Origin of the sequence: Croceicoccus gelatinilyticus, assembly GCF_018398395.1 — a bacterium.
Taxonomy (GTDB): domain Bacteria; phylum Pseudomonadota; class Alphaproteobacteria; order Sphingomonadales; family Sphingomonadaceae; genus Croceicoccus; species Croceicoccus gelatinilyticus.
Genome location: NZ_JAHCBF010000003.1, coordinates 283,064 through 308,493, shown reverse-complemented (window position 1 = coordinate 308,493; position 25,430 = coordinate 283,064). Strand labels below are relative to the sequence as shown.

General features: G+C 63.4%; 27 protein-coding genes. 8 read left to right on the top strand and 19 right to left on the bottom strand.

Annotated elements, in window-relative coordinates:
• Window positions 1–996, bottom strand: a complete 996-nt coding sequence (locus KIH45_RS08930) for a cation diffusion facilitator family transporter (protein ID WP_213175650.1) — start codon at window positions 994–996, stop codon at window positions 1–3.
• A 13-nt stretch (window positions 997–1,009) separates the two neighbouring features.
• Entirely contained in the window at window positions 1,010–1,636 is a 627-nt protein-coding gene (gene pdxH, locus KIH45_RS08925; RefSeq protein WP_213175649.1) for a pyridoxamine 5'-phosphate oxidase, read from the bottom strand.
• A 159-nt stretch (window positions 1,637–1,795) separates the two neighbouring features.
• Between pdxH and KIH45_RS08920 the strand changes: the two genes are divergently transcribed.
• Genes KIH45_RS08920 through KIH45_RS08905 form a run of 4 tightly spaced genes read left to right on the top strand, consistent with a single transcriptional unit; the run spans window position 1,796 to window position 5,570 of the window.
• Window positions 1,796–2,749, top strand: a complete 954-nt coding sequence (locus tag KIH45_RS08920; protein ID WP_213175648.1) for a DnaJ C-terminal domain-containing protein — start codon at window positions 1,796–1,798, stop codon at window positions 2,747–2,749.
• A gap of 40 nt (window positions 2,750–2,789) precedes the next feature.
• Window positions 2,790–3,719 carry a YihY/virulence factor BrkB family protein gene (locus KIH45_RS08915; protein WP_213175647.1) on the top strand — a complete coding sequence of 310 codons (930 nt, stop codon included), beginning with the start codon at window positions 2,790–2,792 and terminating at the stop codon, window positions 3,717–3,719.
• An 11-nt stretch (window positions 3,720–3,730) separates the two neighbouring features.
• A complete protein-coding gene (gene fabI, locus KIH45_RS08910) occupies window positions 3,731–4,555 on the top strand; it encodes an enoyl-ACP reductase FabI (RefSeq protein WP_225899776.1) in 825 nt (274 codons plus the stop codon).
• Between the two features lie 13 nt (window positions 4,556–4,568).
• A complete protein-coding gene (locus KIH45_RS08905; RefSeq protein ID WP_213175646.1) occupies window positions 4,569–5,570 on the top strand; it encodes a GDP-mannose 4,6-dehydratase in 1,002 nt (333 codons plus the stop codon).
• Window positions 5,571–5,588: 18 nt separating this feature from the next.
• On the opposite strand, the gene KIH45_RS08900 is transcribed toward KIH45_RS08905, so the two are convergent.
• From KIH45_RS08900 to KIH45_RS08860, 9 genes are all read right to left on the bottom strand, one after another.
• Complete coding sequence (locus tag KIH45_RS08900; RefSeq protein WP_213175645.1) at window positions 5,589–6,137, bottom strand: hypothetical protein; 549 nt, start codon at window positions 6,135–6,137, stop codon at window positions 5,589–5,591.
• Window positions 6,138–6,238: 101 nt separating this feature from the next.
• A complete protein-coding gene (locus KIH45_RS08895; RefSeq protein WP_213175746.1) occupies window positions 6,239–6,766 on the bottom strand; it encodes a demethoxyubiquinone hydroxylase family protein in 528 nt (175 codons plus the stop codon).
• A 2-nt stretch (window positions 6,767–6,768) separates the two neighbouring features.
• Complete coding sequence (locus KIH45_RS08890; protein WP_213175644.1) at window positions 6,769–7,263, bottom strand: disulfide bond formation protein B; 495 nt, start codon at window positions 7,261–7,263, stop codon at window positions 6,769–6,771.
• 26 nt (window positions 7,264–7,289) lie between these two features.
• Window positions 7,290–8,630 carry a S41 family peptidase gene (locus KIH45_RS08885; protein ID WP_213175643.1) on the bottom strand — a complete coding sequence of 447 codons (1,341 nt, stop codon included), beginning with the start codon at window positions 8,628–8,630 and terminating at the stop codon, window positions 7,290–7,292.
• 107 nt (window positions 8,631–8,737) lie between these two features.
• Window positions 8,738–9,871 carry a murein hydrolase activator EnvC family protein gene (locus KIH45_RS08880; RefSeq protein WP_213175642.1) on the bottom strand — a complete coding sequence of 378 codons (1,134 nt, stop codon included), beginning with the start codon at window positions 9,869–9,871 and terminating at the stop codon, window positions 8,738–8,740.
• A complete protein-coding gene (locus tag KIH45_RS08875) occupies window positions 9,872–10,294 on the bottom strand; it encodes a 23S rRNA (pseudouridine(1915)-N(3))-methyltransferase RlmH (RefSeq protein WP_213175641.1) in 423 nt (140 codons plus the stop codon). It abuts the gene before it with no gap.
• Window positions 10,295–10,380: 86 nt separating this feature from the next.
• Window positions 10,381–10,791, bottom strand: coding sequence for a ribosome silencing factor (rsfS, locus tag KIH45_RS08870; protein WP_213175640.1), 411 nt, complete (start codon window positions 10,789–10,791; stop codon window positions 10,381–10,383).
• A 123-nt stretch (window positions 10,792–10,914) separates the two neighbouring features.
• A complete protein-coding gene (locus tag KIH45_RS08865) occupies window positions 10,915–11,577 on the bottom strand; it encodes a nicotinate-nucleotide adenylyltransferase (protein WP_213175639.1) in 663 nt (220 codons plus the stop codon).
• An 18-nt stretch (window positions 11,578–11,595) separates the two neighbouring features.
• The gene (locus KIH45_RS08860) at window positions 11,596–12,885 is read right to left on the bottom strand and encodes a glutamate-5-semialdehyde dehydrogenase (protein ID WP_213175638.1); all 1,290 of its coding nucleotides are present in this window, start codon (window positions 12,883–12,885) and stop codon (window positions 11,596–11,598) included.
• 362 nt (window positions 12,886–13,247) lie between these two features.
• Between KIH45_RS08860 and KIH45_RS08855 the strand changes: the two genes are divergently transcribed.
• On the top strand, window positions 13,248–14,423 hold the full coding sequence (locus KIH45_RS08855; protein ID WP_337925438.1) for a M23 family metallopeptidase: 1,176 nt from the start codon (window positions 13,248–13,250) through the stop codon (window positions 14,421–14,423).
• A gap of 4 nt (window positions 14,424–14,427) precedes the next feature.
• Window positions 14,428–14,805, top strand: a complete 378-nt coding sequence (locus KIH45_RS08850; protein ID WP_213175637.1) for a bactofilin family protein — start codon at window positions 14,428–14,430, stop codon at window positions 14,803–14,805.
• Between the two features lie 34 nt (window positions 14,806–14,839).
• Here the strand turns inward: KIH45_RS08850 and KIH45_RS08845 are convergent, their stop codons facing one another.
• From KIH45_RS08845 to KIH45_RS08830, 4 genes are all read right to left on the bottom strand, one after another.
• Complete coding sequence (locus KIH45_RS08845) at window positions 14,840–16,534, bottom strand: AMP-binding protein (protein ID WP_213175744.1); 1,695 nt, start codon at window positions 16,532–16,534, stop codon at window positions 14,840–14,842.
• A 194-nt stretch (window positions 16,535–16,728) separates the two neighbouring features.
• Window positions 16,729–17,406: a DUF1013 domain-containing protein gene (locus KIH45_RS08840; RefSeq protein WP_213175743.1), complete on the bottom strand. Its 678-nt coding sequence runs from the start codon at window positions 17,404–17,406 to the stop codon at window positions 16,729–16,731.
• Window positions 17,407–17,603: 197 nt separating this feature from the next.
• The gene (locus KIH45_RS08835; RefSeq protein WP_213175636.1) at window positions 17,604–18,224 is read right to left on the bottom strand and encodes a glutathione S-transferase family protein; all 621 of its coding nucleotides are present in this window, start codon (window positions 18,222–18,224) and stop codon (window positions 17,604–17,606) included.
• Window positions 18,217–19,194, bottom strand: a complete 978-nt coding sequence (locus KIH45_RS08830) for an NAD(P)H-quinone oxidoreductase (protein ID WP_337925437.1) — start codon at window positions 19,192–19,194, stop codon at window positions 18,217–18,219. The genes KIH45_RS08835 and KIH45_RS08830 overlap by 8 nt, the downstream gene beginning before the upstream one ends.
• A gap of 158 nt (window positions 19,195–19,352) precedes the next feature.
• Here KIH45_RS08830 and KIH45_RS08825 point away from each other — a divergent pair, with 158 nt between their 5' ends.
• The gene (locus KIH45_RS08825; protein ID WP_213175634.1) at window positions 19,353–19,568 is read left to right on the top strand and encodes a DUF1192 domain-containing protein; all 216 of its coding nucleotides are present in this window, start codon (window positions 19,353–19,355) and stop codon (window positions 19,566–19,568) included.
• A gap of 179 nt (window positions 19,569–19,747) precedes the next feature.
• A complete protein-coding gene (gene clpA, locus KIH45_RS08820) occupies window positions 19,748–22,159 on the top strand; it encodes an ATP-dependent Clp protease ATP-binding subunit ClpA (RefSeq protein WP_213175633.1) in 2,412 nt (803 codons plus the stop codon).
• 68 nt (window positions 22,160–22,227) lie between these two features.
• On the opposite strand, the gene coaE is transcribed toward clpA, so the two are convergent.
• The 4 genes from coaE to KIH45_RS08800 are packed head-to-tail and all read right to left on the bottom strand — an operon-like array spanning window position 22,228 to window position 25,131.
• A complete protein-coding gene (coaE, locus tag KIH45_RS08815) occupies window positions 22,228–22,857 on the bottom strand; it encodes a dephospho-CoA kinase (RefSeq protein ID WP_213175632.1) in 630 nt (209 codons plus the stop codon).
• The gene (gene aroE / locus KIH45_RS08810; RefSeq protein WP_213175631.1) at window positions 22,854–23,708 is read right to left on the bottom strand and encodes a shikimate dehydrogenase; all 855 of its coding nucleotides are present in this window, start codon (window positions 23,706–23,708) and stop codon (window positions 22,854–22,856) included. Before aroE ends, coaE begins: the two co-directional genes overlap by 4 nt.
• Window positions 23,705–24,289: a Maf family protein gene (locus KIH45_RS08805; protein WP_213175630.1), complete on the bottom strand. Its 585-nt coding sequence runs from the start codon at window positions 24,287–24,289 to the stop codon at window positions 23,705–23,707. The genes aroE and KIH45_RS08805 overlap by 4 nt, the downstream gene beginning before the upstream one ends.
• Window positions 24,286–25,131: a pyruvate, water dikinase regulatory protein gene (locus KIH45_RS08800; protein ID WP_213175629.1), complete on the bottom strand. Its 846-nt coding sequence runs from the start codon at window positions 25,129–25,131 to the stop codon at window positions 24,286–24,288. Before KIH45_RS08800 ends, KIH45_RS08805 begins: the two co-directional genes overlap by 4 nt.
• Window positions 25,132–25,430 lie beyond the last annotated feature (299 nt).

Here is a 25,430-nt window from a genome sequence, read left to right as displayed (position 1 = left end):
TCAGGCCGGCTTTGTCTGTTCGGGAAAGTCTGCGTCCACGCCTTCGGTCAGAAGGTCGACCGGGCGATCGGAATCCATCTCGACATGCCCTTCCGGATCGGTGTGGATCAGGAACTCGGTCTCGGGAAACTTCGTCAGAAGGCTCGCTTCGATCGCATCCATGACTTCGTGCGCCTCGGCCACGGTCATGTTGGGATCGACTGTGATGTGGAACTGCGCAAAATCGCGGTTGCCCGCCGTGCGCGTGCGAAGATCGTGCACGCCCTGCAGGTCGGGATTGTCGCGGATCGTGTCGAGAAGCTGCTGCCGTTTCTCGACCGGCCATTCGCGGTCCATCAGGTTGTCGATGGCATGCTGGCTCGCTTCCCAGGCGTTCCAGCCCAGCCATGCCGCGATGCCCAGCGCGAAGATCGGGTCGGCACCGGTGACACCTGCATATTGGTCGAGCAGCAGCGCCGCGATGACCGCGAAGTTCAGGAAGATATCCGACTTGTAGTGAACGTGATCGGTCTGGATCGCGATCGAACCAGTCTTGCGGATGACATGGCGCTGCCAAACGAGCAGCAGCAGAGTCGCGGCCACCGCGATCAGCGAGACGACGACGCCTTCCTCGGCTTGTTCGATCCGGCCTCCTGCCAGCCACACCTCTATCGCGCGGGCGGCAATGCCAACGGCGGATATCGAAATCAGGACAACCTGCACCAGAGCGGCCAGCGCCTCGGCTTTGCCGTGGCCGAACCGGTGATCCGCATCGGGTGGATGGGCGGCGACCCACACGCCGATCAGCGTGACGAGGCTGGCCACGATGTCGAGCGCGGTATCGGCAAGACTGCCGAGCATCGCGGTCGAACCGGTCCGGGCCGTGGCATAAATCTTGAGCGCGAGCAGAAGCGCGGCCACGCTCATGCTGGCGATGGCGGCGCTGCGGGTCAGCAGCGCGCGGCGCGCCCGTGCCTCTTCGGCATGGACGGCAATGGTCGCAGGGCCTGACGTCATCGGCGAATAATGCTCACGGATAGAGAAGCGTGCTGGCCCAGCCGTTCGCGCTGCGCGTGAAGCGGCGGCGTTCGTGCAGGCGGAAGGGCCGGTCGTGCCAGAACTCGATCGCCTGCGGCACAAGGCGGAAGCCGCCCCAGTGGCTGGGGCGCGGCACGTCCTTGCCTTCGTAACGGCGACGGACATCCTCGAACCGCGACAGGAATTCGCGCCGGTCGGCCATCGGGGCGGACTGGTCGCTCGCCTGTGCGCCAAGCTGCGAATCGCGGGCTCGGCTGGAGAAGTATTCGTTGGCCATGTCCTCGCTGACCGGTTCGAGCTGCCCCTCAATACGTATCTGACGGCGCAGGCTCTTCCAGTGGAACAGCAGCGCGGCCTGAGGATTGGCGGCGATCTCGCTGCCCTTGCGGCTGTGCTGGTTGGTGTAGAAGACGAAACCGCCCCCCGCGCCCAGGTCCGCGCCGTGGCCTTTCAAAAGAACCATGCGGACCGAGGGAGCGCCGCTCGGGCTCGCGGTGGCGAGCGCCATGGCGTTCGAATCGTTCGGCTCATGCTCTCGTGCGAGTGCAAACCACTCGTCAAAGAGGTTGAAGGGATCGCCGGTCGGGATCGCGTCTTCTGCCAGGAGTTCGGGTTCCACTGTTCTCGCCGTGCCTGCTGTCTGGGACAAATTCAGCGCCGGACGGACTCGGATCGCCGCCCCGCACTTGCAACATAGGCATGCCCTGCCGCCTGCGCAAAGGCCGATGCACGTCACTGCTCCGTTGCGTAAAGCGCAAATGCTTCCTAGCTAACGGTCATGGCCGATCCCTATTCGATCCTCGGTGTGCAGCGCGGCGCGAGCGAGAAGGACATCAAGTCCGCATATCGCAAGCTGGCGAAAGAGCTCCACCCCGACAGAAACAAGGACAACCCCAAGGCGTCGGAGCGTTTTTCCGACGTCACGAAGGCGTATGACCTGCTGTCCGATAAGGACAAGCGCGCCCAGTTCGACCGGGGCGAGATCGACATCGACGGCAATCCGCAAATGCCCTTCGGCATGGGCGGACAGGGCTTCGGCGGCGGCAGGCGCGGTCATCCCGGCGGCGGTGCTGGCGGTTTCGGCGCAGAGGAAGTCGACCTTTCCGACCTATTCGAAGGCATTTTCGGGGGCGGCGGATCGCGTTCGGCACGCGGCGGCCCCGGTGGCGGTTTTGGTGGCGGAATGGGTGGGGGCCCGCGTCGTCCTCCGCCCAAGGGCGCGAATGTGCAGTACCGGCTTGCCGTGACGCTGACCGATATCGCCAATCTGGCCCCGCAGCGCATCACGCTGTCGGATGGCAAAACGATTGATCTGAAGCTCCCCAACGGAGCCGAGGACGGGACGCAGATGCGCCTGTCCGGCAAGGGAGAGCAGGGTCCGGGCGGCGCAGGCGATGCGCTGGTCACTATCGTTGAGAAAGCGCATGCCTTTTTCCGCCGCGACGGCGACGACGTGCGGCTGGACCTGCCCGTCACGCTGGACGAGGCTGTGAACGGCGCGAAAGTGAAAGTACCGACCAGCAGCGGCGCGGTCATGCTGACCGTTGCTCCGGGCAGTTCATCGGGCAAGGTCCTGCGCCTCAAGGGCAAGGGCTTTACTCGGAAGGACGGTTCGCGCGGCGACCAGCTCGTCACGCTTGAAATCGATATTCCCGAAGACGACGCAGACCTGAAGCAGCGGCTCGAGGGATGGAGCGACACGCGCGCCGTCCGGGCCAAGCTGGGCGTGTGACCCCGAAGTACTCCTTCGCACCCAACCCGGGTCTTGCGGGATGAGACGGCGGATCAACCGCCACCTCCACAAGGTCCGCCGAGAGATCGGGCCGGGGACGCGTACGTACCAGGTTATCAAGTGTACCCTGCTGGGCGCATGGGAAGACGGCTTCATCCACGCGGGCAACCTTGCCTACATGGCGATCCTGTCGCTGTTCCCGTTCTTTATCGTGGCGGCAGGCGTCTTCGCCTTGCTGGGAGACGCAGAGGACCGGACCGCTGCGATCAATGCGCTTCTGCTGGCCGTCCCCGCAGTCGTCGCCGAAGTGGTTGAGCCTGTCGCCAAGGACGTGGTCTCTTCACGGACCGGCTGGCTGCTTTGGGTCGGCGCGATCTTCGGCCTTTGGACCGTGGGCAGCCTGATCGAGACGATCCGCGACATCTTGCACCGCGCCTATGATACCAAGCCTTCGGCCAGCTTCCTGAAGCACCGCCTGCTTTCGGTCGCCGTCATCATCGGGTCGATCATCCTGCTGATGATGTCGCTATCGGCGCAATTCTATATCTCGGCCGCGCAAGAAGTGATCACCGCTTGGTTTCCCGATGCGGCGGACCTGGGCTCGGCGCTTTCGCTGTCGCGCATAATCCCGGCGTTTGGCCTGCTGCTGTCGATCTGGCTGCTGTTCGTGTCCCTGACGCCCAAGGACTATCGCGGGCCCGAATATCCCAAGTGGCCCGGGGCGCTGTTCGTTGCGGGCTGGTGGATGCTGGTGACGGTCGCCCTGCCCCCGGTCCTGCGCACGGTATTCGCCTATGACCTTACTTACGGAAGCCTTGCCGGGGTGATGATCGCCCTTTTCTTTTTCTGGCTTGTCGGGCTAGGGCTTGTCGTCGGTGCGGAGCTTAATGCCGCGCTGGCCAACACGCCGTCAGTGCGTGACATGGAAACAGCAGAGGCTGGCGAGGAACCGCCCGCCCAGCAGGAATGAAGATAACAGGCATGGACGAAAACGCTCTTCCCACCGGAACCCTGATGCAGGGCAAGCGCGGGCTGATCATGGGGCTCGCCAACGACAAGTCGCTGGCTTGGGGCATCGCAAAGGCACTTCGCGCACAGGGCGCGGAACTGGCCTTTTCCTATCAGGGCGAGGCGCTGGCCAAGCGCGTGAAGCCGCTGGCGGAAAGCCTGGGCAGCGATTTCCTGCTGGAATGCGACGTTTCCGACATGGACGCGCTCGACACCGCGTTCGAAACGCTGGCCGCGCGCTGGCCGAAGATCGACTTCATCGTCCACGCCATCGGCTTTTCCGACAAGAACGAACTGCGCGGGAAGTACGTCGACACCAGCCTCGACAACTTCCTGATGACGATGAACATTTCCGCCTACAGCCTTGTCGCGGTGACCAAGCGTGCCGCCCCGCTGATGACCGACGGTGGTTCGATCGTGACGCTGACCTATTACGGCGCGGAAAAGGTCGTGCCGCACTACAACGTCATGGGCGTTGCCAAGGCTGCGCTGGAAACCAGCGTCATGTACCTTGCCAACGATCTTGGCCCCGCCAACATCCGCGTGAACGGCATTTCGGCCGGCCCGATCAAGACGCTGGCCGCAAGCGGCATCGGCGATTTCCGCTATATCCTGAAGTGGAACGAACTGAACGCCCCGATGCGCCGCAACGTCACGATCGACGATGTCGGCGGCTCGGCGCTTTATCTCCTGTCGGACCTGTCCTCGGGCGTGACGGGCGAGACGCATCACGTCGACTGCGGCTATCACGTCGTCGGCATGAAGCAGGAAGACGCCCCCGACATCGCGCTGTCCTGACGGGGCAGGGACGATGACGACCACGCTCGTCACCGGAGTCGCCGGGTTCATCGGCGCAGCGCTGGCAAAGGCCTTGCTGGCAAGGGGTGAGCGGGTCGTCGGGGTCGACAACCTCAACGACTATTACGACGTCGCGCTGAAACGCGACCGGCTGACCGACATCTGCCAAGGAACGGGCGACCGCTTCCGCTTCATCGAGCTGGAATTCGCCGATATGGCAAAGCTGCGCAGCGCGCTGGAGGGCGAGAAGATCGACCGGATAGCGCACCTGGGTGCGCAGGCGGGTGTTCGCTATTCGCTCGAAAACCCGCACGCCTATGCCCAGTCGAACCTCGTCGGCCATGTGAACATGCTCGAACTCGCGCGGGAACGCGGGGTTGAGCACATGGTCTATGCCAGCTCGTCCTCGGTCTATGGCGGGAACGAGAAAGTGCCGTTCGACGTGGACGACAGGGTAGACCATCCCGTCTCGCTCTACGCCGCGACGAAAAAGGCGGACGAGTTGATGAGCGAGACTTACGCCCATCTCTACAAGCTGCCGATGACGGGGCTGCGGTTCTTCACCGTCTATGGCCCGTGGGGGCGGCCTGACATGATGATGTGGATCTTTACCGACCGCATCCTCGCCGGAAAGCCGGTGCCCGTATTCAACAACGGCGATATGTACCGCGACTTCACTTACATCGATGACATCATCGCCGGCGTGGTCGCCTCGCTTGACCATGCCCCCCAGCATGACGGCCAGAAAAAGCCCGGTGGCAGCACTGCGGCGCACGCGATCTACAACATCGGCAACAACAAGCCCGAACAGCTGATGCACGTCATCGGCCTGCTGGAAGATGCCTGCGGTCGCAAGGCAGAGCTGGAGATGAAACCGATGCAGCCCGGCGACGTACCGCGCACTTATGCCGACATCACGGCGATCAGCCGCGATCTTGGTTATGCCCCGACAACTTCAGTGGACACAGGCGTTCCCGCCTTCGTCGACTGGTTCAGGAAATACCGCGGCATCTAGGCCGCGGCGCTCAACCGCTTATTCGGCAACGATTTCCGGAAGCGGCTCGTCCTCGACGGCGGCGGCTTCCTGCGCCTTGCGGCGGGCTTCGTACTCGGCCTCGATCGCTTCGACACGGGCCTGTTCGGCGGCTGCATCCTCGTCGATCTCGGCAAGGCGGGCAGCGCGCGCTTCTGCGACAAGCTGGCCCATGCGCACGTCAGAGCCGTTTGCCTTTTCGGCATAAGCCTGTTCGATGATCGCTGCGGTACAGCCGGTCTGACCCTCGGGCCCGATTACGGTGCACGACCCGACGCCGGTGGAGCCGACATCGCGGTTGGCTGCAACACGCTCGGCCCAGGCTTCGTTCTGCTTGCTCTCGCTCTGCCGAAGGGGCTTGGGAATGCGATAGGGATCTTCCTGACGCACGCAGACGACGATTTCGTCAGCCGTCGGTTCGGGGCAGGCCTGATCGCCATAGACGATAACCGAGTTCACGGCGGTCTCTGCGTCCTGCGCAGCGGCGGGGCTGGCAAGGCCGATCCCGGCGGTGGCGATGGCAAGGGTAGCGATCAGCGTGCGGGTCATCGGTCTATGCGCCTCCTTAAAGCGCGAGGTCTGTCTGCCGGTCTTCAATATAAGTGCCCTTCGCGCTGAATGACAGGTGAAGGGCGGGCATTCGGGTGAAATCAGATGCGTTTGGAAAGTCCGATGGCAACGCGGCAACCGAGGCGGATCGCGCCTGACATCAGGCCATAGACCGGTGCGCGTTCGGCACCGGCGTCGATCGCGGCGTCGTGATGCTCACGCTCGTCATCGCGGAATTCGGTGACCATCGCGGAAAGCTCGGGGTCTTCCTCGCCCAGTTCGTCGAGCTGCTGTGTGTAGTGTCGTTCGATCTCGGTCTCGATCGCGGCCGTGCAGGCCATCGCCGCTTCGGGACCGATCAGCGCGGTGACGGCGCCAAGCGCGAAGCCGGCCTTGTCCCAGATCGGCTGAAGCAACGTGGGCCGCACGCCGCGTTCAGCCATCAGGGCGTCGAAACGAGCGCGGTGGTCGGCTTCCTGCTGCGCCATCGCGGCAATTTCGCCGGCCCCCGGTGCGCGGTCGCCCATCACGGCAAGCTGGCCCGCGTAGATGCGCGTTGCGCCATATTCGCCGGCCTGGTCGACGCGGATCATCGATTCGATCCGCTGCTGCTTTTCCGCTTCGGTCATCGTCATGCCCTACCAACGCCCGACCGGCCTGTCCGTGCCGAGAGAACGAGGACGACGATAGCGCCAATGCCCGAAATCAGGAAGTTCCAGCCTGCAAGCGAGATACCGAAAAGCGACCACTGCACTTCGTCGCACCGCACCGTTGGGGCGCCCATGATCGCGTCGAGCGCGCTCTGCCCCTCGGCGATTTCGAGCGAAGCGCACTGGGTAAACCCTTCCCACCAGCCATATTCAACGCCCGCATGGAACGCGCCGATGAGGCCCGAGATGAGGACGGCTATCGCGGCCAGCCGCACCAGCCAGACCTTTGCGGCATCGCCCGGGACGACGAATGCCAGCAGCGCGATGGCGACGGCGGCAAAGTGCGGCCAACGCTGCCACCAGCACATTTCGCATGGGTAGAGTCCGAATACGTACTGCGAAATATAGGCCCCTCCGAGCAAAGCGGCGGGGATGAGCAGCGCGAGCAGGCGCGCGATCTTGAAGTCGGCGGTCATCGTCAGTCCGGTGAATTCAGGTCAGATCAGGGCTTTGCCGCACCAATGTGCTTCTGCGCCAGCCGCGTATTACGCAGCGTATCGAGCGCATAATGCAGCTGGAAGTCCTCGATCCCTTGCTGCTCCAGCTCCTCTGCCGAAATCTGAAAGCGCGGATCGTCGATCAGGTCCTTTTCCAGTTCCTGGTCCTCGACCTGAAGCTCGTTGATCAGGTGGCCGCGAAGGTCGGATTCGCGGATCGCGCGTTCGGCGCGGGCGCGGGCATCGGGATCGGAAAGCTGCGGCACGGCGATATCGGGTTCGATCCCGCCTTCCTGCACCGACTTGCCCGACGGCGTATAATACCGCGCCGTCGTCAGCTTCAGCGCGCTGTCGTTGGTGAGCGGAACCAGCGTCTGGACGCTGCCCTTGCCGAAGCTGCGCTGACCCATGACGAGCGCGCGGTGATGATCCTGCAGCGCGCCGGCAACGATTTCGGAGGCCGAGGCCGAGCCGGAATCGATCAGCACGACCAGCGGAATACCGCGGGCGATATCGCCGGTGCGGGCGACATAGCTTTCGTTGTCGCGCGCGAAGCGGCCGCGCTGGGACACGATCTGGCCCTTGTCGAGGAACAGGTCGGACATGGCGACCGCCTCGTCCAGCAGGCCGCCGGGGTTGGAGCGCAGGTCGATCACGACGCCTTCGGGCATCTTGCCCAGTTTCGTGCGGATGCCGTTCATCGCCCGCTCGACGTCGCGGCCGACGTTCGCGCTGAACGAGGACACGGTAATCACGCCCATGTCGCCATCGACTTCCCATTCGACCGGGGTCAGTTCGATGATCGCGCGCGTCACGTCCACATCGAACGGTTCGTCACGCCCCGCACGATAGATGGTGAGCTTGATGTCGGTACCCGGGCGCCCACGCATCTGGTCGACGGCTTCGTCTAAAGTACCACCGTAGATCAGCTTGCCGTCGAGGTGCGTGATATAATCGCCCGCCTTGATACCCGCATTTTCGGCAGGAGTGCCCTTGGTCGGCGCGATGACCTTGACCACGCCGTCTTCCATGGTGACCGAAAGGCCGAGCCCGCCGTAGTTACCGTCGGTCTGGGTGCGCAGGCTTTCGAATGCGGTGGCATCGAGATAGCCCGAATGCGGGTCGAGGCTCGACAGCATGCCGTCGATCGCGCCGCGCAGCAGCTTTTCGTCGTCGACCTGGTCGACGTAATTCGCCTTCACCCGCTGGTAGATCACCATCAACTTGCCGAATTCCGGAGCGCTGCGGGCATCGACGGCGGCAAGACCGGCAGTCGTGGCGGGCAGCATGGCAAGTGCGGTCACGAGAGCCGCAGAGCGCAGGAACGGCGCGAGGCGAATGGCCATGGGTAACTTGATCCTTCTTGTCGCGCGGCATGGGTGGCCGCCACGGGTCGCGAACAAATGTATAGCGCATGAAGGCTTAACGCCAGATGGCAGGTTTTCAGCGCGTTTCAGCGTGCCAGCAAGGGATGGATCGTCCGCCTTCCCTGCCGCAGTTCGTAAAGGATGCGCGGCTCTTCGTCAGGGGCGCTTCCCACCGTCTCGCCGCGCCTGACCTTGGTGCCAATGGCGACAACGGTGCGGTCGAGCCCAGCCAGCAGGCTGAGCTTGCCGTCGCCATGGCGCAGGATGACGACAGTGCCATAGCCGCGAAATGGCCCGGCAAAGGCGACTTCGCCCGCCAGCGGCGCCACGACCGGCGCACCGCCGCGCGGGGCTATGGTCATGCCGCTGCTGCGCCCGCCTGCGGCGTCGCGTTCGCCGAAACCTGCAAGAATGTCGCCGCGAACCGGTAGACGCGGCGCGTTTGGATCGGTCTTGGTGGCCGTGGTGGAGGCGAGCAATGTCGGGGCAGGAAGCGCCGATAGCGCGGCAAGCGTGCGCTCGCCCTGCTGTTCCTGCGCGACGAGCGCACCGATCGACCGGACCTGCGCGCCGCGCAAGGTCGCCTCGCGCCGTGCCTCGTTCGCGGCATCAGCCAGCTTTTCGGCCGTCATCCGGTCCTCGATACCCATCGCCTGAAGCTCTGCGCGACGTTCGCTGAGGTCCGCCCTCGCCTGTTCGCCTTCTTCGCGAGCGCGCCGCGCGGTTGCGGCAAGGTCACGCGCCTCGGCCAGATCGCCGCGCAATTCCTTTGTGTGCGCCGCAATCTGCGGCTGCATCCCTGCGACCATCGATCGCATCCGTACAAAATCACGGGTCGAGGACGGACGCATCACCAGCAGAAGCGTGGGCCGCTGCGCCAGCCGCTGAAGCCCTGCCATCATGCGCGAAAGCGGCGCGCGCTTGATGGCGAGTTCGTCGCGCAGCACGGCAAGCCGGTTTTCCGAAGCCTCGGCGCGCAGTTGCGCAGCCTCCAGCCGGTTCTGCGCCTCTGCCACTTCGGCGGAAAGCGCCCTCGCCCGCGCTTCGGCCTTCAGCCCGCGATCCTCGATCAGGCGGGCCTGATCCGAAAACTCCGCCGCCTTGCGCTGCGCCTCCGCCCTTGCCGCCTCGACTTCGCGCAGCCGGTCTTCCGCGCTCGTCACCGCGCCAGCTGCAGCGGGCAACAGGGCGAGCGTAAGGATGGCAAGGCGCAGGCGCATCTATCCGGCCCGGTGATAAGGGTGACCGGCAAGGATGCTGGTCGCCCGCCATAGCTGTTCGGCCAGCATCGCGCGGACCATCAGGTGTGGCCACGTCATCGGTCCGAACCCCAGCAGGACGTCGGCTTCCTCGCGCGCGGCATCGCCGTGCCCATCGGCAGCACCGATCAGGAACCGCGCCTCGCGCACGCCATCGTCGCGCCAGCGTTCCAGCAATTTTGCAAAATCTTCGGACGACATCTGCTTGCCCCGCTCATCCAGCAGGACCTGTTTTGCAGGCGTCAGCGGAGCGGGCACCGTGCCGCCGGTATCGGGCAGCTCGGTCCACTTCATCGGCCAGGTCACGCGCTTGGCATAGCGCTGGACCAGCTCAGCCTCTGCCGAGCGGCCGATCTTTCCGCGAGCGATGACGTGCAGGCGCATGAGGGCCTGTTACACCGGTCGCACAATTCGCGTCCAGCGCCCCGGCCGGTTATCCCGATCGCGGGGACGAGGATCCGCGGTTCAGCTCAGGCGTTGCCGCCCTCGCCAAAGCCCCACATGCGTTCCAGGTTGTAGAACGTGCGCACTTCGGGGCGGAAGATGTGGACGAGCACGTCGCCCGCATCGATCAGCACCCAGTCGGCGGCCGGAAGGCCTTCGATGCGTACCGATCCGAAACCGCCTGCCTTCACGCGTTCGGCAAGTTTCTGCGCGATCGCGGCAACCTGACGGCTGGAGCGGCCGCTCGCGATGACCATCTGGTCCGCGATCGAGCTCTTACCCGCAAGGTCGATGGAGACGATGTCCTGCGCCTGATCGTCGTCAAGCGACTGGAGGACCAGTTCGTGCAGGGAACCCGGCTCGGCATCGATGTCTGCAATGCCCGATCCGGGGGTGTTGAAGCCGGTCTGCTCCGGCATGGCTTGGGCCTGGTTCATGGGTGTTATGTAGGCTCCTCGTCTTCTGCCTTCAATTCCCTGCGGCGCAAACCGCCGGGTGCCCGCACCATGCAGGCGTATTGCAACCGGACTGTGATGAAACGAACACAGGGTGCGCGGCGATCAAGCCAGGTCCCCATGCGTCGGCCCCGACAGAACCTTCCGCGTTACCGCATCGCGCGGTCTTGAAGCAGAAAAGGCCCCTGCCCAGTCGGGCATAGCATTGCGCCGGGCCGTGGCCGAGCGCGGATCGGGATCGAATGCCAGGAACACCAGTGCCGGTGCGCTCCAACTTCCCCGGTTGCGTAATCTGGACAAAGGCACCCGGAAGCGCCTTAGCCAGGCCGTGGCAGGGCTTGTCACGGCATGGGCATCATATCCCGGACGCGCGATCACCGCAATCGGCATGGTTCGCGCTATCCTCCGCCAATCCTTCCAGCGGTGGAACTGGGCGAGGTTGTCGGACCCCATCAGCCAGATAAAACGCCTTTGCGGATAACGCCTTACGATCGCTTCCAACGTGTCGGCAGTGAATACGGTGCCCAGTTCGCGCTCGATCGCGGTGACGCGGATCGGGGCGCGGCGGGCCTGTTTACGCGCCGATGCGACCCGCGCGTTCAAGGGCGCCATGCCCTTTTTGGGCTTGAGCGGATTGCCCGGCGACACCAGCCACCAGACCTCGTCCAGCGCCAGCGCATCCTTCGCGAAAAGCGTGATGCGCCGGTGGCCGCCATGGGCTGGATTGAAGCTCCCGCCCAGAAGGCCGGTGTAGATTGGCGCGCTCAAACCCGGTGTCCCGACAGGTTACGGACGGGTCTGGCCCGTTCCGCGCACCTGCCACTTGTATGTCGTCAGCCCTTCCAGCGCGACCGGGCCGCGAGCATGGATGCGGCCCGTGGCAATGCCGATTTCCGCACCGAGCCCGAATTCGCCGCCATCTGCGAACTGGCTGGAGGCATTGGCCATGACGATCGCGGAATCGACCGAATTGAGGAAAGTCTCCTCGGCTCCGGCGTCAGAGGTCACGATCACGTCGGTATGGCCCGAGGAATGCTCGGCAATGTGCGAGAGCGCGGCATCGATGCCGTCGACGACCGCGACCGAGGCCACGGCTTCGAGATATTCGGTGTCCCAGTCCTCGTCTGTCGCGGGCAGAACCCGCTTGTCGAGCGACTGTGCCCGACCATCGCCGCGTAGTTCGCAGCCCGCGTCGAGCAGCTTGCCGACAAGCGCCGAAGCCTCGGGATACGAAGCATCGACCAGCAGCGTTTCCATCGCGCCGCAAATGCCGGTGCGGCGCATCTTGGCGTTTACGGCGACTTCCTCGGCCATGTCCTTGTCGGCGGCCGAGTGGATGTAGGTGTGGCAAATGCCGTCGAGGTGGGCGAGAACCGGCACGCGGGCTTCGTCCTGCACGCGGGCGACCAGCGACTTGCCGCCGCGCGGGACGATCATGTCGACTGCGCCGGTTGCGCGCAGCAGGGCGCCGACAGCGGCACGGTCCTGCGTCGGGACCAGCTGGACGGCCTTTTCGGGAATCCCGCCTTCAGCGAGGCCTTTCGACAGGGCAGCCAGGATGGCGTGGTTGGAATGCACGGCCTCGCTACCGCCTCGCAGGATCGCGGCATTGCCGGCGCGTACGCAAAGAACTGCGGCGTCGGCAGTCACATTCGGGCGGCTTTCGTAGATGATGCCGATGACACCGATCGGAACGCGCACGCGCGAAAGTTTGAGGCCGTTGGGCCGCTCGCTGGAATCGATGACCTCGCCGACAGGGTCGGAAAGATCGGCCACCTGGTCGACGGCATCGGCGATGCCCGAAAGGCGCGCTTCGTCGAGGCGCAGGCGGTCGAGCATCGCACCCGAAAGCCCCCGCTCCTCACCTGCGGCAACATCCTTTGCGTTTTCGGCAAGGATCGTCGGGGCGGCATCGCGCAGGGCCTGCGCGGCAAGGTGAAGTGCCTTTGCCTTCTCGGCATCGCTCATCTGCGCAAGCTTGCGCTGTGCCGAACGGGCATCGGCTGCAAGGCCGGCAATCATCGTCTCGACGTCGGTTTGGGTTTTTTCGGGGGCGAGTTCGGTCTGTGTGTTCATATAGGCGCACCTATCATCTTTGGGGGCGTTCTGTCAGGGATTTTCCCACGGGAGAGTGCGGGTTTGCCGGCTTCATCAACGCAACGGCAAAGGCCTGCGGACGTTCCGGCACGCGCCATGATTCTACTGACACCCCTGTCAGCGCCTCCGGCGCAATGCGACCAAACGCCTGAAATTTGAGAGCGTTCCCGAGTGCTTGTGACTTTATGCACGATACCGGCTCAACTCATCCCGTCCGTCCAACGGTTCATCTGAAAGTCAGATTCGGGAACTCGACGTTAACCTTGGCCCTGTTAGCCCTTGCGTCGACGGGAAAGTTTCGCACCCCCAGCGGAACTGCAAGGGACTACGGGGTCTTTGTTGTGACACAGGTTGCCAGCGGGCTTGCCACCCGCCTGCAGAACTGGTTTCCGGATCGCGAATTCATCATGCGTTCGCAAGGTCAGGTACGGTTCGTCCGCATTAGCGGGAAATTCCAGAAACGGTGCGCCGCCGCCATCGCGGCCCTGACGGTCGTCTGGACCGGAACGATGGCCACCGCCCTCGTGAACGAGTGGCTCACCCACCAGAACGCTGTCGAGCTTGCCAGCCGCGAAGCCAAGGTTGCCACCGCGGAAAGCCGCGTCGCCGCCTACCGCGAAGACATCGACGCCGTTGCCGACGATCTGGTCCGCCGTCAGGACTTCATCGACGACATGGTCGAAAGCCACCTCGGCCAGCTTCCCACCAGCGGCGTTGCCGGCGTTCAGGACAGCACCGACGAAACGCAGGCCACGATCGAAAAGGTCAGCGCCGCCCTTCCCGAAGCTTCGGCCCTCGCCCGCCTCGAAGCGCGCCAGCTCGCCTTTGTCGAAGGCCTCACCCGCCTTGCCGACAAGCGTGCAGAACAGGCCGCCAGCGAAATCCGCCGCCTCGGCCTCGACCCGGCATCGATCGTGCGCACGGCCCGTCCGGCCGCGATTGGTGGTCCGTTCGAAGCCTTCACCAGCGGCAACAACAGCCTCGACCCGCGCTTTGAAAAGCTGGGCCAGTCGCTTGCACGCATGAGCGCGCTGGAACGCGGCCTCGAAGGCATTCGCAACGTGCTTCCGGCGGCCAAGGACATGATCTCCTCGCCGTTCGGCTATCGCCGCGACCCGTTCAACGGTCACGCCGCGATGCATAAGGGTCTTGATTTCCGCGGTCCGGTCGGCACGCCGATCCACGCCGCTGCCAAGGGCAAGGTCAGCTATGTCGGCTGGAAGGGCGGATACGGTAAAGTCGTGGAAATCCGCCACGGCAACGGCATGATGACCCGCTATGCCCACATGTCCAAGTTTGACGCCAAGGTCGGCGAAGCGGTAAAGGCGGGCGACGTCATCGGCCGTATTGGATCGACCGGCCGTTCGACGGGTCCGCACCTCCACTTCGAAGTGCGCATCAACAATCGCGCGGTCAATCCGCGTCCCATTCTCGAAAAGGGCGCCAGCCTTTCCGGAGCAAAACGTGTTCTCGAAGCAAAACAAGGTGGCGGAGCAGCGCCCGCAAAGAACGGTTAATCACGTGGCCAGCAACAGCTCGACTTTCTCGGTCTTCGGACCGGACATCAAGATCAAGGGCGACATCAACGCCACTGACGACCTCCACATCGATGGCAGCATCGACGGCGACATCACGTGTGGCACGCTCGTCCAGGGTGAGCAGAGCGTGATCAACGGCGCGATCGAGGCGGATTCGGCTCGTCTGGCCGGGACGGTCGAGGGTTCGATCAATGCCAAGACGCTGGTCATCCTGCGCAGCGCGAAGATCACCGGCGATGTTTTCTACGACACGCTGACGATCGAACAGGGCGCGGCTGTCGAAGGCAAGTTCGCACAGCGTCCGGCCAAGGGTGCCGCCGCTTCGAAAAGCGACGAGCCCGTCCTCAGCCTCGCAAACTGATCTGACTATTTGAAAAGGTGGCGCGGACCGGGGCTCAGGCCGCCGGTTCCGCCACCTTTTCCTTTGCCTGTTCCGCGACCTCGGCGCGCAGGGCCTTGCGGTCCAGCTTGCCGATCATCGTCTTGGGCAGTTCGTCGCGGATCTCTACCGCGACCACACGCTCGTGCTTGCCGACGTGGCGGTTCACCCACGTGCAGAGCGAATCCGCATCGTCCTCGCTACCCTCTTCCAGTGTAACGTAGAGCTTGGGCCGTTCGCCGAGGTAGTCGTCGGGCACACCGATGACGAGCGCTTCGTGGATGCCCTTACGCTCCATCACGACTTCCTCAATCCGGCTCGGGAAGACCTTGAAGCCGCCGACGCTGATCATGTCCTTGATGCGGTCAACGATGGTGACGAAGCCGTCCTCATCGATCGTGGCAACGTCGCCGGTGCGCAGGAATCCGTCGGCAAAGACGCCGTCGTCGTTCGACCGGCTCCAGTATCCCACCATCGTCTGCGGACCTCGGATCGCCAGTTCGCCCGGCTCGCCATCAGGTGCAAGGCGGGTCGGGTCAGCCTTGTCGAGCAAGCGGATCTCGGTACCCGGTAGCGGCTGACCGATCGTGCCCGGTTTTTCAAAGTCGAGATTGCCGAAGGGATTGGTCGAAACGATGCCAGATTCGGTGAGGCCATAGCCTTCGACGATATGCGCGCCGGTCCGCGCCTCGAACTTGCGCTTCAGCGGCAGGGGCAACGGTGCGCCGCCCGAAATGCAGACCAGAAGCGAATCGAAGTCGGTCTTCGCCACGTCGGGATGGTCCAGCAAAGCCTGAAACATCGTCGGCACGCCTGGCATTGAGGTCGCCCTCACCCGGTTTTGGGCTTTAAGAGTCTGGCGCGCGTCGAAGCGCGGCAACATGACAATCATGCCGCCATCGAGCACGGTGCGGTTCAGGACCACAATGTTCGCAAAGATATGGAACATCGGCAGGACGCCGATCATGATGTCGCGCTCGCCCCGGTGGCGGTCGACCCGCAAGGTCTGGCGCGCGTTCACCGTGATGTTCTGGTGCGTCAGCATAGCGCCCTTCGGCGTGCCGGTCGTACCGCCGGTATATTGCAGCAGGACAACGTCGTTCGGATCGATCTCGACCGGCTTCGGCTCTGTGCATCCCGCGATGAAGTCCACGTAAGTCCGCACGCGCTTGTCGTTCGTTGGGATTGCGGCAAGCTGTTTGCGCCCGACAATACGGATCAGCGCCGATTTCAGGCGCGGGAGCATATCGGCAAGGCTCTCGACGATCAGCCCTTCGAGCGAGGAGCAATCCAGCACTTTGAGCGCCGTGGGCAAGAGAGCGGCGGAATCGATAGTGAAGAGTAGCTTCGCGCCCGAATCCTCGACCTGTTGGGCCAGTTCCTCGACCGTGTAGAGCGGCGAGAAGTTGACCACGGTCGCCCCAGCCATCGCGATTCCGTAATAGGCCGCGACATAGACCGGCACGTTGGGCAGGAAGAGACCGACACGGTCGCCCTTGCCTATGCCCGCGCGCTGCAGGGCGGCGGCGACTTTCTTCGCTTGCGCCAGCATGTCGATGTAGCTGGTGCGCCGACCATAGAAATCGACGATCTTGCGCGTGCCGGCCAGATGCGCGCCGCGTTCCAGCAATTGCGGAACGGTCAGCGGTTCGAACTCGCTGTCCCATGCGATCGGGTGACGATAATGAGCAAGGGCCTCTTCGCGGTCCATACCGGGCCATTCTGCGTTCAAGGTCCTCTCCACTTTTTTATTGACATTCATGTCAGCTATTTTGCGCTTTTCCGCAGAATTCCGCAAGGTAGCAGCCTCGCAAGCGCAGCAAAAAGCCCGGCACCGCACAATTGGCGGGCCGGGCTTGTCGCAGATGCCGTAGCGTCAGACGCTGCGGCGAACTTCGGAAATTTTTATTCCTCGGGGATGCCTTCGGCGCGGCGAGCGGCAAGCCACGCCTCTGCTTCGGCTTCCTGAGCGGCTTCGACGGCTGCGCGGGCGGCGTCTTCGCGCTCCTTCTTCAGTTCGTCGATGAGGGCCTGCTTGTCATCGACCAGCTTCGAATCCGGCACGGCGTCAGCCTCGATACCGGCCTTCTTCGCGGCCTTGGCAACTGCAGCATCGAGTTCGCGCTGCGAGCACAGGCCCAGCGTAACCGGGTCCTTCGGGTTGATGTTCTGGATGTTCCAGTGGCTACGTTCGCGAATCGCACCGATGGTGTTGCGGGTCGTGCCGATCAGCTTGCCGATCTGCGCGTCCGACATCTCGGGGTGGTTCCGCAGGATCCACGCGATGCCGTCGGGCTTGTCCTGGCGCTTCGACACCGGGGTGTAGCGCGGACCCTTGGTGCGCTGGATCTGTACCGGCACCTTCTGGATCTTCAGCTTGTAGGTCGAGTCGGCCTGGCCCTTCTCGATCTCGTCATGCGTCAGTTCGCCCGAGCGGACGGGATCGCGGCCAGTGTACTTGGCACCTGCAAGATCGTCGGCCATGGCCTGGACCTCGAGGATGTGGAGGCCGCAGAATTCGGCAATCTGCTCGAAAGTCAGGCCGGTGTTGTCGACCAGCCAGCTTGCCGTGGCGTGCGGCATCAGCGGAGTGGCTTGATTCTGGCTCACGCTAAAAACCTCTCGAAAAAGGGGCCCGGTCGATCGTTTGGATAAGGAGCCGGGCGGTAAATACGATAAGGGCCGCCCCTTACCGGAGCGGCCGCTTGCGCTGTCGCATTTAGGCCAAGGCGTCGCTTTCGGCAAGGCCGGATAGGGGCCTGCCACGGATTCACGTGGTTTCAGCCCGCCATCGGGACATATCCGGGCAGCGCCTCTATCCGCGAAAGCCACCGCTGAACCGCCGGATAGCGCGAAAGGTCGAACCCCGCCTCGCCCGCGACGTGGGTATAGGGATAGAGGATCAGATCGGCGAGCGTCGGCCCGTCGCTTACCAGCCAGTCCCGCTGCGCCAATTCGCCGTCCATCAGCGCGAGCGCCGCCTCGCCCCCTGCCCGCTTGGCGGGAATCGCCGCTGTCTGCACGGGATCGAGAGCCCCCTCGCCCACGACCGTCAGCCAGAAGCGCAGCGTCGCTACGTTGGGTTCGTGATTGTACTGCTCGAAGAACATCCAGCGCAGCATGTCGGCCCGGGCGAACCTGTCCTTCGGGATGAAGGAGGATCCTTCGGCGAGGTAGAAACAGGCCGCATTGCTTTCGGGCAGGAATCGGTCCCCCACCTGAAGCACGGGAATGCGCCCGTTCGCATTCACTTCGGCGAGAAACTCCGGTGTGCGAGTCTCACCTTTAGTGATGTCGTAGGCCCGCCGTTCGATCGGTATCCCGACAAGCGCCGCGGTCAGCCTGATCTTGTAGCAATTGCCGCTGATCGGATCCTCATGGAGGACGAGCCGGTCAGACATCGAGCACGATCTTGCCGATATGCTCGCCGCCATCCATGCGCGCATGTGCGGAGCTTGCCTCGCGCAGCGGGAAGGACTGGTCCATCACCGGGCGCAGCTGTCCGCTGGCAACGAAAGGCCAGGCATTGGCACGAATCTCGTCGGCTACGGCGGTCTTGAAGTCGTTCGAACGTGGGCGAAGTGTCGATCCGGTCAGCGTCAGGCGCTTGGTCATGACCTTGTGCATCGGGATCGTCGCCTTGACCCCGCCCATCACCGCGATCGTGACGTGACGGCCATCGTCGGCCATGCAGGCGATGTTCTTCGCGACGTAATCGCCCGAGATCATGTCGAGCACGACATCGACCCCTCGCCCGCCGGTGATACGGGCCACTTCCTCGACGAAATCCTGCGTTTTGTAGTCGATCGCATGAGTCGCGCCGTGGCGTAGCGCAGCCTCGCACTTGTCCGCGCTGCCGCATGTGACGATCGTGCGAATGCCGAACAGCTTTGCTAGCGAAATCGCAGTCGTCCCGATCCCGCTGGTTCCGCCGTGGACCAGCAGCCAGTCGCCTTCATCGGCGAAACCGCGCTCGAAGACATTGTGCCAGACAGTGAAGACCGTTTCGGGCAAGGCCGCCGCTTCGGCCAGCGGCACGCCATCGGGCACCGGCAGGCAGTGGCTCGCCATCGCGAGGCAATATTCGGCATAGCCGCCACCGACGACAAGCGCGCACTGGCGAGAACCAATCATGCCCGCATCGACGCCCTCACCCACCGCGACAACTTCGCCAGCGATTTCCAGGCCCGGAATCTCGGGCGCGCCCGGCGGCGGCGGATAGAGGCCCATGCGCTGCATAACGTCGGGGCGGTTTACGCCCGCGTGCGCGACCTTGATCAGGACCTGACCGGCTGCGGGTGATGGGACCGGCATCTCTTTCGGCACGAGAACCTCGGGCCCTCCGTGTCCTTCACAAACGATGGCAGTCATCGTGTCCGGCAGCATCAATTTCCCCCTGTTGCGACAAAAACGAAGCTCCAAGCGGTCAAACCCCCTGCCCGCCTGTGGATTTCGCATCGTTTCGCCGCGTGAGTAGCCGCCCCACCCATTGACAGCAAGCCGGACGCACCCAAGATTGTCACAGCAAGATGGACGACGACGATCGCCCCCGGACACGCGGCGACCTTGCCAGCCGCCTCACCAGCGAAAGCCTGGACAGCTATTCGCAGGACGAGCTGGAAATTCGCATCGCGCAGCTTGAAGCGGAGATCCTCCGCACCCGTACTCACATGGAAAAGGCAGCGGCACACAGACTTGCCGCAGACGCCCTGTTCTCTCCAAAGCCTGACAGGCCTCCGGAGTGACCGTAGCGCGCCCTTCCCTTCCGGTCTGGGCGATTCAGCCTGCATTCGTCGCATTTTTCTTTACGCAGGTGCAGCAATTGTGCTGCACTGCAGCAACCAAGTCGTTTGCCGTTCGTTCAGCCCTTATGGGTTACAACAAGGAACGGACTCGCTTCCTAGGCACAGAAAGGGCCTGACACATGCCATCTTTTGCCCAGAGCCTTGAAAAGACTCTCCACACGGCGCTCGCCAATGCGGCGGAACGCAGCCACGAATACGCGACGCTGGAGCATCTCCTGCTCGCTCTCGTGGATGATCCGGATGCGGCGCAAGTCATGGAAGCGTGCGGGGTAGATCTCCCCGAACTGACGAACGTGGTCAAACAGTATCTCGACCAGGAATACCAGTCGCTGAAGACCGCGGAAAAGGCGGACCCGTCGCCCACGGCAGGGTTCCAGCGCGTGATCCAGCGGGCGATCCTCCACGTCCAGTCCTCGGGCAAGGACACGGTGACCGGTGCCAACGTGCTCGTCGCCCTCTTCTCCGAGCGCGACAGCTACGCGGTCTACTTCCTGCAGCAGCAGGACATGAGCCGCCTTGATGCTGTCAGCTACATCAGCCACGGCATCGGCAAGTCGGGCCGTTCGGTTGAACAGCGTCCGGCCAAGGGTGCGAGTGAGGAAGAAGCCAAGCAGGAAGAAAAGACCGAGAACGCGAAGGGCAAGAAGGACTCCGCGCTCGACCAGTTCACGGTCAATCTCAACGAGAAGGCGCTGGCCGGCAAGGTCGACCCGCTGATCGGTCGCGGCCCCGAAGTGGACCGCACGATCCAGATCCTGTGCCGCCGTTCGAAGAACAACCCGCTCTATGTCGGTGATCCCGGCGTCGGCAAGACGGCGATAGCCGAAGGTCTTGCCCGCAAGATCGTCGAAGGCGACGTGCCCGAAGTCCTGCAGGACGCGATCATCTACTCGCTCGACATGGGCGCGCTGCTTGCAGGCACTCGCTATCGCGGCGATTTCGAGGAACGCCTGAAGCAGGTCGTCAACGAGCTCGAAAAGATGCCCGAGGCGATCCTGTTCATCGATGAAATCCACACCGTGATCGGTGCCGGCGCGACCAGCGGCGGTGCGATGGATGCCTCGAACCTGTTGAAGCCCGCGCTTTCCAGCGGTGCGATCCGCTGCGTCGGGTCGACGACCTACAAGGAATTCCGCAACCACTTCGAAAAGGACCGCGCCCTGCTGCGCCGGTTCCAGAAGATCGACGTGAACGAACCCACGGTCGAGGATACGATCAAGATCCTCAAGGGCCTGCGTTCCGCGTTCGAAGATCACCACCAGGTCAAGTACACGCCCGACGCGATCAAGACGGCGGTGGAGCTTTCGGCCCGTTACATCAACGACCGCAAGCTGCCCGACAAGGCGATCGACGTCATCGACGAGGTCGGCGCGATGCAGATGCTGGTTCCGCCCAGCAAGCGTCGCAAGACCATCACCGCGCGCGAGATCGAAAAGGTCATCTCCACGATGGCCCGCATCCCTCCCAAGTCGGTGTCGAAGGACGACAAGAAGGCGCTGGAACACCTCGAACGCGATCTGAAGCAGGTCGTCTACGGGCAGGACAAGGCCATCGAGGTCCTTTCGACCGCGATGAAGCTGTCGCGTGCCGGACTTCGCGATGCGGACAAGCCGATCGGCTCGTTCCTCTTCTCCGGCCCCACCGGCGTCGGCAAGACCGAGGTTGCGCGCCAGCTGTCCGACATCATGGGCATCCCGCTGCAGCGTTTCGACATGTCGGAATACATGGAACGCCACTCGGTCTCGCGCCTGATCGGTGCCCCTCCGGGCTATGTCGGGTTCGACCAGGGTGGTCTGCTTACCGATGCCATCGACCAGCAGCCGCACTGCGTCCTGCTGCTCGACGAAATCGAGAAAGCGCACCCCGACCTGTTCAACATCCTGCTTCAGGTGATGGATAACGGCCGACTGACCGACCACCACGGCAAGACCGTCGATTTCCGCAATGTCGTCCTCATCATGACGACGAACGCGGGCGCGGCGGACATGCAGCGCAGCGGTATCGGGTTCGGCGACGTGTCGAAGGCTGACGCGGGTGACGAGGCAGTGAAGAAGCTCTTCACTCCCGAATTCCGCAACCGTCTCGATGCGATCGTGCCTTTCGCCTACCTCGGCAAGACGGTCGTGGCGCGCGTGGTCGACAAGTTCATCCTGCAGCTCGAACTGCAGCTGGCCGACCAGAACGTCCACATCCAGTTCGACAGCGATGCCCGCAGCTGGCTGGCCGATCGCGGTTACGACAAGCTCTATGGCGCGCGCCCGATGGGCCGCCTCATTCAGGAGAAGGTCAAGCAGCCGCTGGCGGAAGAACTGCTGTTCGGCAAGCTGGCGCAAGGCGGCGAAGTCCACGTCTCCACCAAGGACGACGAGGACGGCAAGCCGGTCCTGGCCTTCGAACTGACCCCGGCACCGCCGAAGGTCGTCAAGCGTCGCAAGCGCAAGACCAAAAAGGTCGAAACTCCCAAGACGCCTGACAGCAAGGCGAATTCCTCGGACGAGGCACCGCAGGGCGGCGACGACAAGGCTGAATAAGACCTAACTCGATCGATAAGCGGGAAGGGCGGTCCATCGGGCCGCCCTTTCTCTATGTGGCCTTTGCTCTAGGACCCGTGGCGCTGGCGCAAGGTCTCGACCATTACGCGCACTTGTTCGCGTGTTTCATCCAGCGTCGTGCCGGTATCAATCACGAAGTCGGCCCGGCGGCGCTTTTCCGCATCGGGCATCTGGCGAGCGAGAATGTCCTCGAACTTGTTCTCGGTCATGCCCGGTCGCGCAAGAACGCGGCGGCGCTGCTCCTCTGCCGGAGCGGAGACGACCGCGACCGCGTCGAGTCCTGCAGAACCCGTCCTTTCGTAAAGCAACGGAATGTCGAAACAGACGACGGGCGCGTGCCAGTGCTCGTCCATGAAGTCGAACCGCTCTGCCGCGACGGCAGGATGGACGATAGCCTCAAGTCGGGCGAGGGCTTCGCTATCGCCAAAGACGATTGCCCCCAGTTCCGCGCGTTTGACGCCTTCAGAACCAGTCGAACCGGGAAATTCGGCTTCGATCGCAGGCAAAAGCGCACCGCCCGGGCCCTGCAACCGGTGTACTTCGGCGTCTGCGTCGAAGACCGGCACGCCCAGTTCGCGGAGCATTCCCGCAACGGTCGACTTGCCCATGCCGATCGAGCCGGTGAGACCGAGAATGAAAGGCCTGGGCCCATCGCGATCGGGATAGACGCGGCTCATGCCGTCAGTTTGGCGCGCAAAGACGCGTCGTCATCACGCGGGGCAGGGGCGGCAAAGAACTTCTCGAACGCCGCGGCGGCCTGTCCGATTAGCATCGAAAGCCCGTCGACCGTGCGGAACCCGTGCACTTTCGCCTCTTTCAGGAAAGGCGTCTCCAACGGCGCGGTGACGATGTCGTAACAGACGCTACCCGGCGGAACATGGCTGAAATCAAAGGATAATGGCGGCTGCCCAACCATGCCCAGCGCGCTGGCGTTCACGACAACGTCGAAGCAACCCTCGCGATCGTCGAAAGTGAAATCGGTCTCGGACCCGAAATGGGCGAGGGGGGCGACGTGGTGTTCGCCCTCAGGGTCGAGTTCGTCGAGAAGCGCACGGGCCTTGTCGACATTGCGGCCCGCGACGACGAGGACATGCCCCGTGTCAGCCAGCGCCGCGATGATCGCACGCGCCGCACCACCCGTTCCGATGATCCGCGCCATGCGGAAAAGGTGCTGGCCTGCCAGATCTTGCTGCAAGGGTTCGAGGAAACCGGCGGCATCGGTGTTGTAGCCGACAAGTTCGCCATCCTCGGGCACGACAGTGTTCACAGCCCCGATCCGCACTGCAAGAGGGTCGATCCGGTCAAGCAGCGGGATAATCGCCTGCTTGTGCGGCATCGTGACATTACACCCGCGCCAGTCGAGATCTGCGCGGCGCTGCGCGATGTAGTCGGCCAGACCTTCCGCCGTGACGTGGCAGTGACGGTAATCGGCGTCGATTCCGGCTTTTTCCAGCCAGAACCGGTGAATTGTCGGCGATTTCGACTGTGCGATCGGGTCGCCGATCACTTCGGCAAAGGGCTGGCTCATGTCGGCAACTCGCCTTCGAACCGTAGCGCGCCGAGCACTTCGAGCAGCGGCATTCCGAGAACGGTGAACTGGTCACCGGTAATACGCTCGAACAGCTGCGGACCCAATGCTTCAATTCGAAAGACGCCGACACAATAGCTGACCTCGGGCCATTCGGTGTCGAGATATTGTGTGATGAACGTCTCTGATAAATGGCGGACCTGCAAGCGGGCCAGCGCGCCGTGGCGAAATACCACGTCACCATCGCGAGACAGCGCCGCTGCGCTGTGCAATTTCATCGTCCGCCCCGAAAAGTGGCGCAAATGTTCCGCCGCATCTTCGCGGCTGGCGGGCTTGTCGAAGCGGCGACCTTCGACTTCGACCAATGAATCGCTTCCCAGCACGAGCCGGCCCGGCTGTTTTGCCGAGACGGCCAGCGCCTTCGCCTCTGAAAGCGCAATAGCCACTTGTGCTGGTGACGCGCCAACGAGTTCCGCCTCCAGTGCACGTTCGTCGAGATCGGCGGGGACCGCCTCGAACTCCACGCCGGCAGACGTCAACATCGCCTGCCGCGATGCACTTTTGGAGGCCAGCACGATCATACGGGATTAGTCCCGGCATTGCGCGGCGACATCTGGGTGCGGCGCTCGTTATAGAGATTGATGACAGCCGCAGCAGTTTCCTCGATCGAGCGGCGGGTCACGTCGATCACCGGCCAGTTGTTGTCGGCCGCCATGCGGCGGGCGAAGCGGACCTCGTCCTCGACCTGCTCCTTGTCGACATAGGCGGTTTCCGGCGCTTGGTTCAGCGACAGCAAGCGGTTGCGACGAACCTGGACCAGGCGATCGGGCGATGTGGTCAATCCCACGACCATGGGGCGCTTCAACCGGAACAGGTTCGGCGGAGGCGGGGATTCCTTCACGATCGGGATATTGGCAACGCGATAACCGCGGTTGGCGAGATAGATCGATGTCGGCGTTTTCGATGTGCGGGACACGCCGGCAAGCACGATGTCGGCTTCTTCCCACTCTTCCCACATCAGTCCATCGTCATGAGCGATAGTGAACTGGATCGCTTCCACGCGCTTGAAATAGGCCTCGTCCATCTGGTGCTGGCGACCGGGACGGTGGAGCTGCTCCTGTCCCAGCACCCGCGAAAGGCTTTCCGTCACGGCATCAAGCGCCGAGACGGTCGGCATGTTCGCTTCTGCGCACGACGTCTCGAGACTGCGACGAATATCCGGATTCACCAGTGTGAAGACGACAAGGCCGGGAAAATTGATGATTTCCTGCATGATCCGGTCAAGATGCTGCTGCGAACGCACCATCGGCCAGAAATGCCGCTCGACCTCGACCGCGTCGAACTGCGACAGTGCCGCCTTGGCAATCATTTCGAGAGTCTCTCCGGTCGAATCGGACAGGAGATGGAGGTGAAGCTTGGTCATGCGGCCCCGGATGCCTGTGGACAGGTGCCCGGATAAACCACGGGAGAGAACTGCGGACAAGCGAAAGGGCCGAAACTGCACCCACTGTCCTCGATTCCGTTCTGGGTATTTCTGGACAGGGACAGCGATCACCCACAGCCTGTGGGTAAGGCGAACAAGTTTCGTTTGACCACGGACCAAGCGGGATTCGGGTGGCCGAAATGGGCATGGCCTTTGCCGGATAATTCGGGCAGGGCCCCGCAATCCCCGATTTCCACAGGGCCAACAGATTCCATCAAACCTTTTAAAATTAAATTATT

Bases quoted from the DNA above. Each gene is read 5' to 3' on its own strand.
- KIH45_RS08930 (WP_213175650.1), bottom strand. From the start codon at position 996: ATGACGTCAGGCCCTGCGACCATTGCCGTCCATGCCGAAGAGGCACGG.
- KIH45_RS08920 (WP_213175648.1), top strand. From the start codon at position 1,796: ATGGCCGATCCCTATTCGATCCTCGGTGTGCAGCGCGGCGCGAGCGAG.
- KIH45_RS08915 (WP_213175647.1), top strand. From the start codon at position 2,790: ATGAGACGGCGGATCAACCGCCACCTCCACAAGGTCCGCCGAGAGATC.
- fabI (WP_225899776.1), top strand. From the start codon at position 3,731: ATGGACGAAAACGCTCTTCCCACCGGAACCCTGATGCAGGGCAAGCGC.
- KIH45_RS08905 (WP_213175646.1), top strand. From the start codon at position 4,569: ATGACGACCACGCTCGTCACCGGAGTCGCCGGGTTCATCGGCGCAGCG.
- KIH45_RS08900 (WP_213175645.1), bottom strand. From the start codon at position 6,137: ATGACCCGCACGCTGATCGCTACCCTTGCCATCGCCACCGCCGGGATC.
- KIH45_RS08895 (WP_213175746.1), bottom strand. From the start codon at position 6,766: ATGACCGAAGCGGAAAAGCAGCAGCGGATCGAATCGATGATCCGCGTC.
- KIH45_RS08890 (WP_213175644.1), bottom strand. From the start codon at position 7,263: ATGACCGCCGACTTCAAGATCGCGCGCCTGCTCGCGCTGCTCATCCCC.
- KIH45_RS08885 (WP_213175643.1), bottom strand. From the start codon at position 8,630: ATGGCCATTCGCCTCGCGCCGTTCCTGCGCTCTGCGGCTCTCGTGACC.
- KIH45_RS08880 (WP_213175642.1), bottom strand. From the start codon at position 9,871: ATGCGCCTGCGCCTTGCCATCCTTACGCTCGCCCTGTTGCCCGCTGCA.
- KIH45_RS08875 (WP_213175641.1), bottom strand. From the start codon at position 10,294: ATGCGCCTGCACGTCATCGCTCGCGGAAAGATCGGCCGCTCGGCAGAG.
- rsfS (WP_213175640.1), bottom strand. From the start codon at position 10,791: ATGAACCAGGCCCAAGCCATGCCGGAGCAGACCGGCTTCAACACCCCC.
- KIH45_RS08860 (WP_213175638.1), bottom strand. From the start codon at position 12,885: ATGAACACACAGACCGAACTCGCCCCCGAAAAAACCCAAACCGACGTC.
- KIH45_RS08845 (WP_213175744.1), bottom strand. From the start codon at position 16,534: ATGGACCGCGAAGAGGCCCTTGCTCATTATCGTCACCCGATCGCATGG.
- KIH45_RS08840 (WP_213175743.1), bottom strand. From the start codon at position 17,406: ATGCCGCACGCCACGGCAAGCTGGCTGGTCGACAACACCGGCCTGACT.
- KIH45_RS08835 (WP_213175636.1), bottom strand. From the start codon at position 18,224: ATGTCTGACCGGCTCGTCCTCCATGAGGATCCGATCAGCGGCAATTGC.
- KIH45_RS08830 (WP_337925437.1), bottom strand. From the start codon at position 19,194: ATGACTGCCATCGTTTGTGAAGGACACGGAGGGCCCGAGGTTCTCGTG.
- KIH45_RS08825 (WP_213175634.1), top strand. From the start codon at position 19,353: ATGGACGACGACGATCGCCCCCGGACACGCGGCGACCTTGCCAGCCGC.
- clpA (WP_213175633.1), top strand. From the start codon at position 19,748: ATGCCATCTTTTGCCCAGAGCCTTGAAAAGACTCTCCACACGGCGCTC.
- coaE (WP_213175632.1), bottom strand. From the start codon at position 22,857: ATGAGCCGCGTCTATCCCGATCGCGATGGGCCCAGGCCTTTCATTCTC.
- aroE (WP_213175631.1), bottom strand. From the start codon at position 23,708: ATGAGCCAGCCCTTTGCCGAAGTGATCGGCGACCCGATCGCACAGTCG.
- KIH45_RS08805 (WP_213175630.1), bottom strand. From the start codon at position 24,289: ATGATCGTGCTGGCCTCCAAAAGTGCATCGCGGCAGGCGATGTTGACG.
- KIH45_RS08800 (WP_213175629.1), bottom strand. From the start codon at position 25,131: ATGACCAAGCTTCACCTCCATCTCCTGTCCGATTCGACCGGAGAGACT.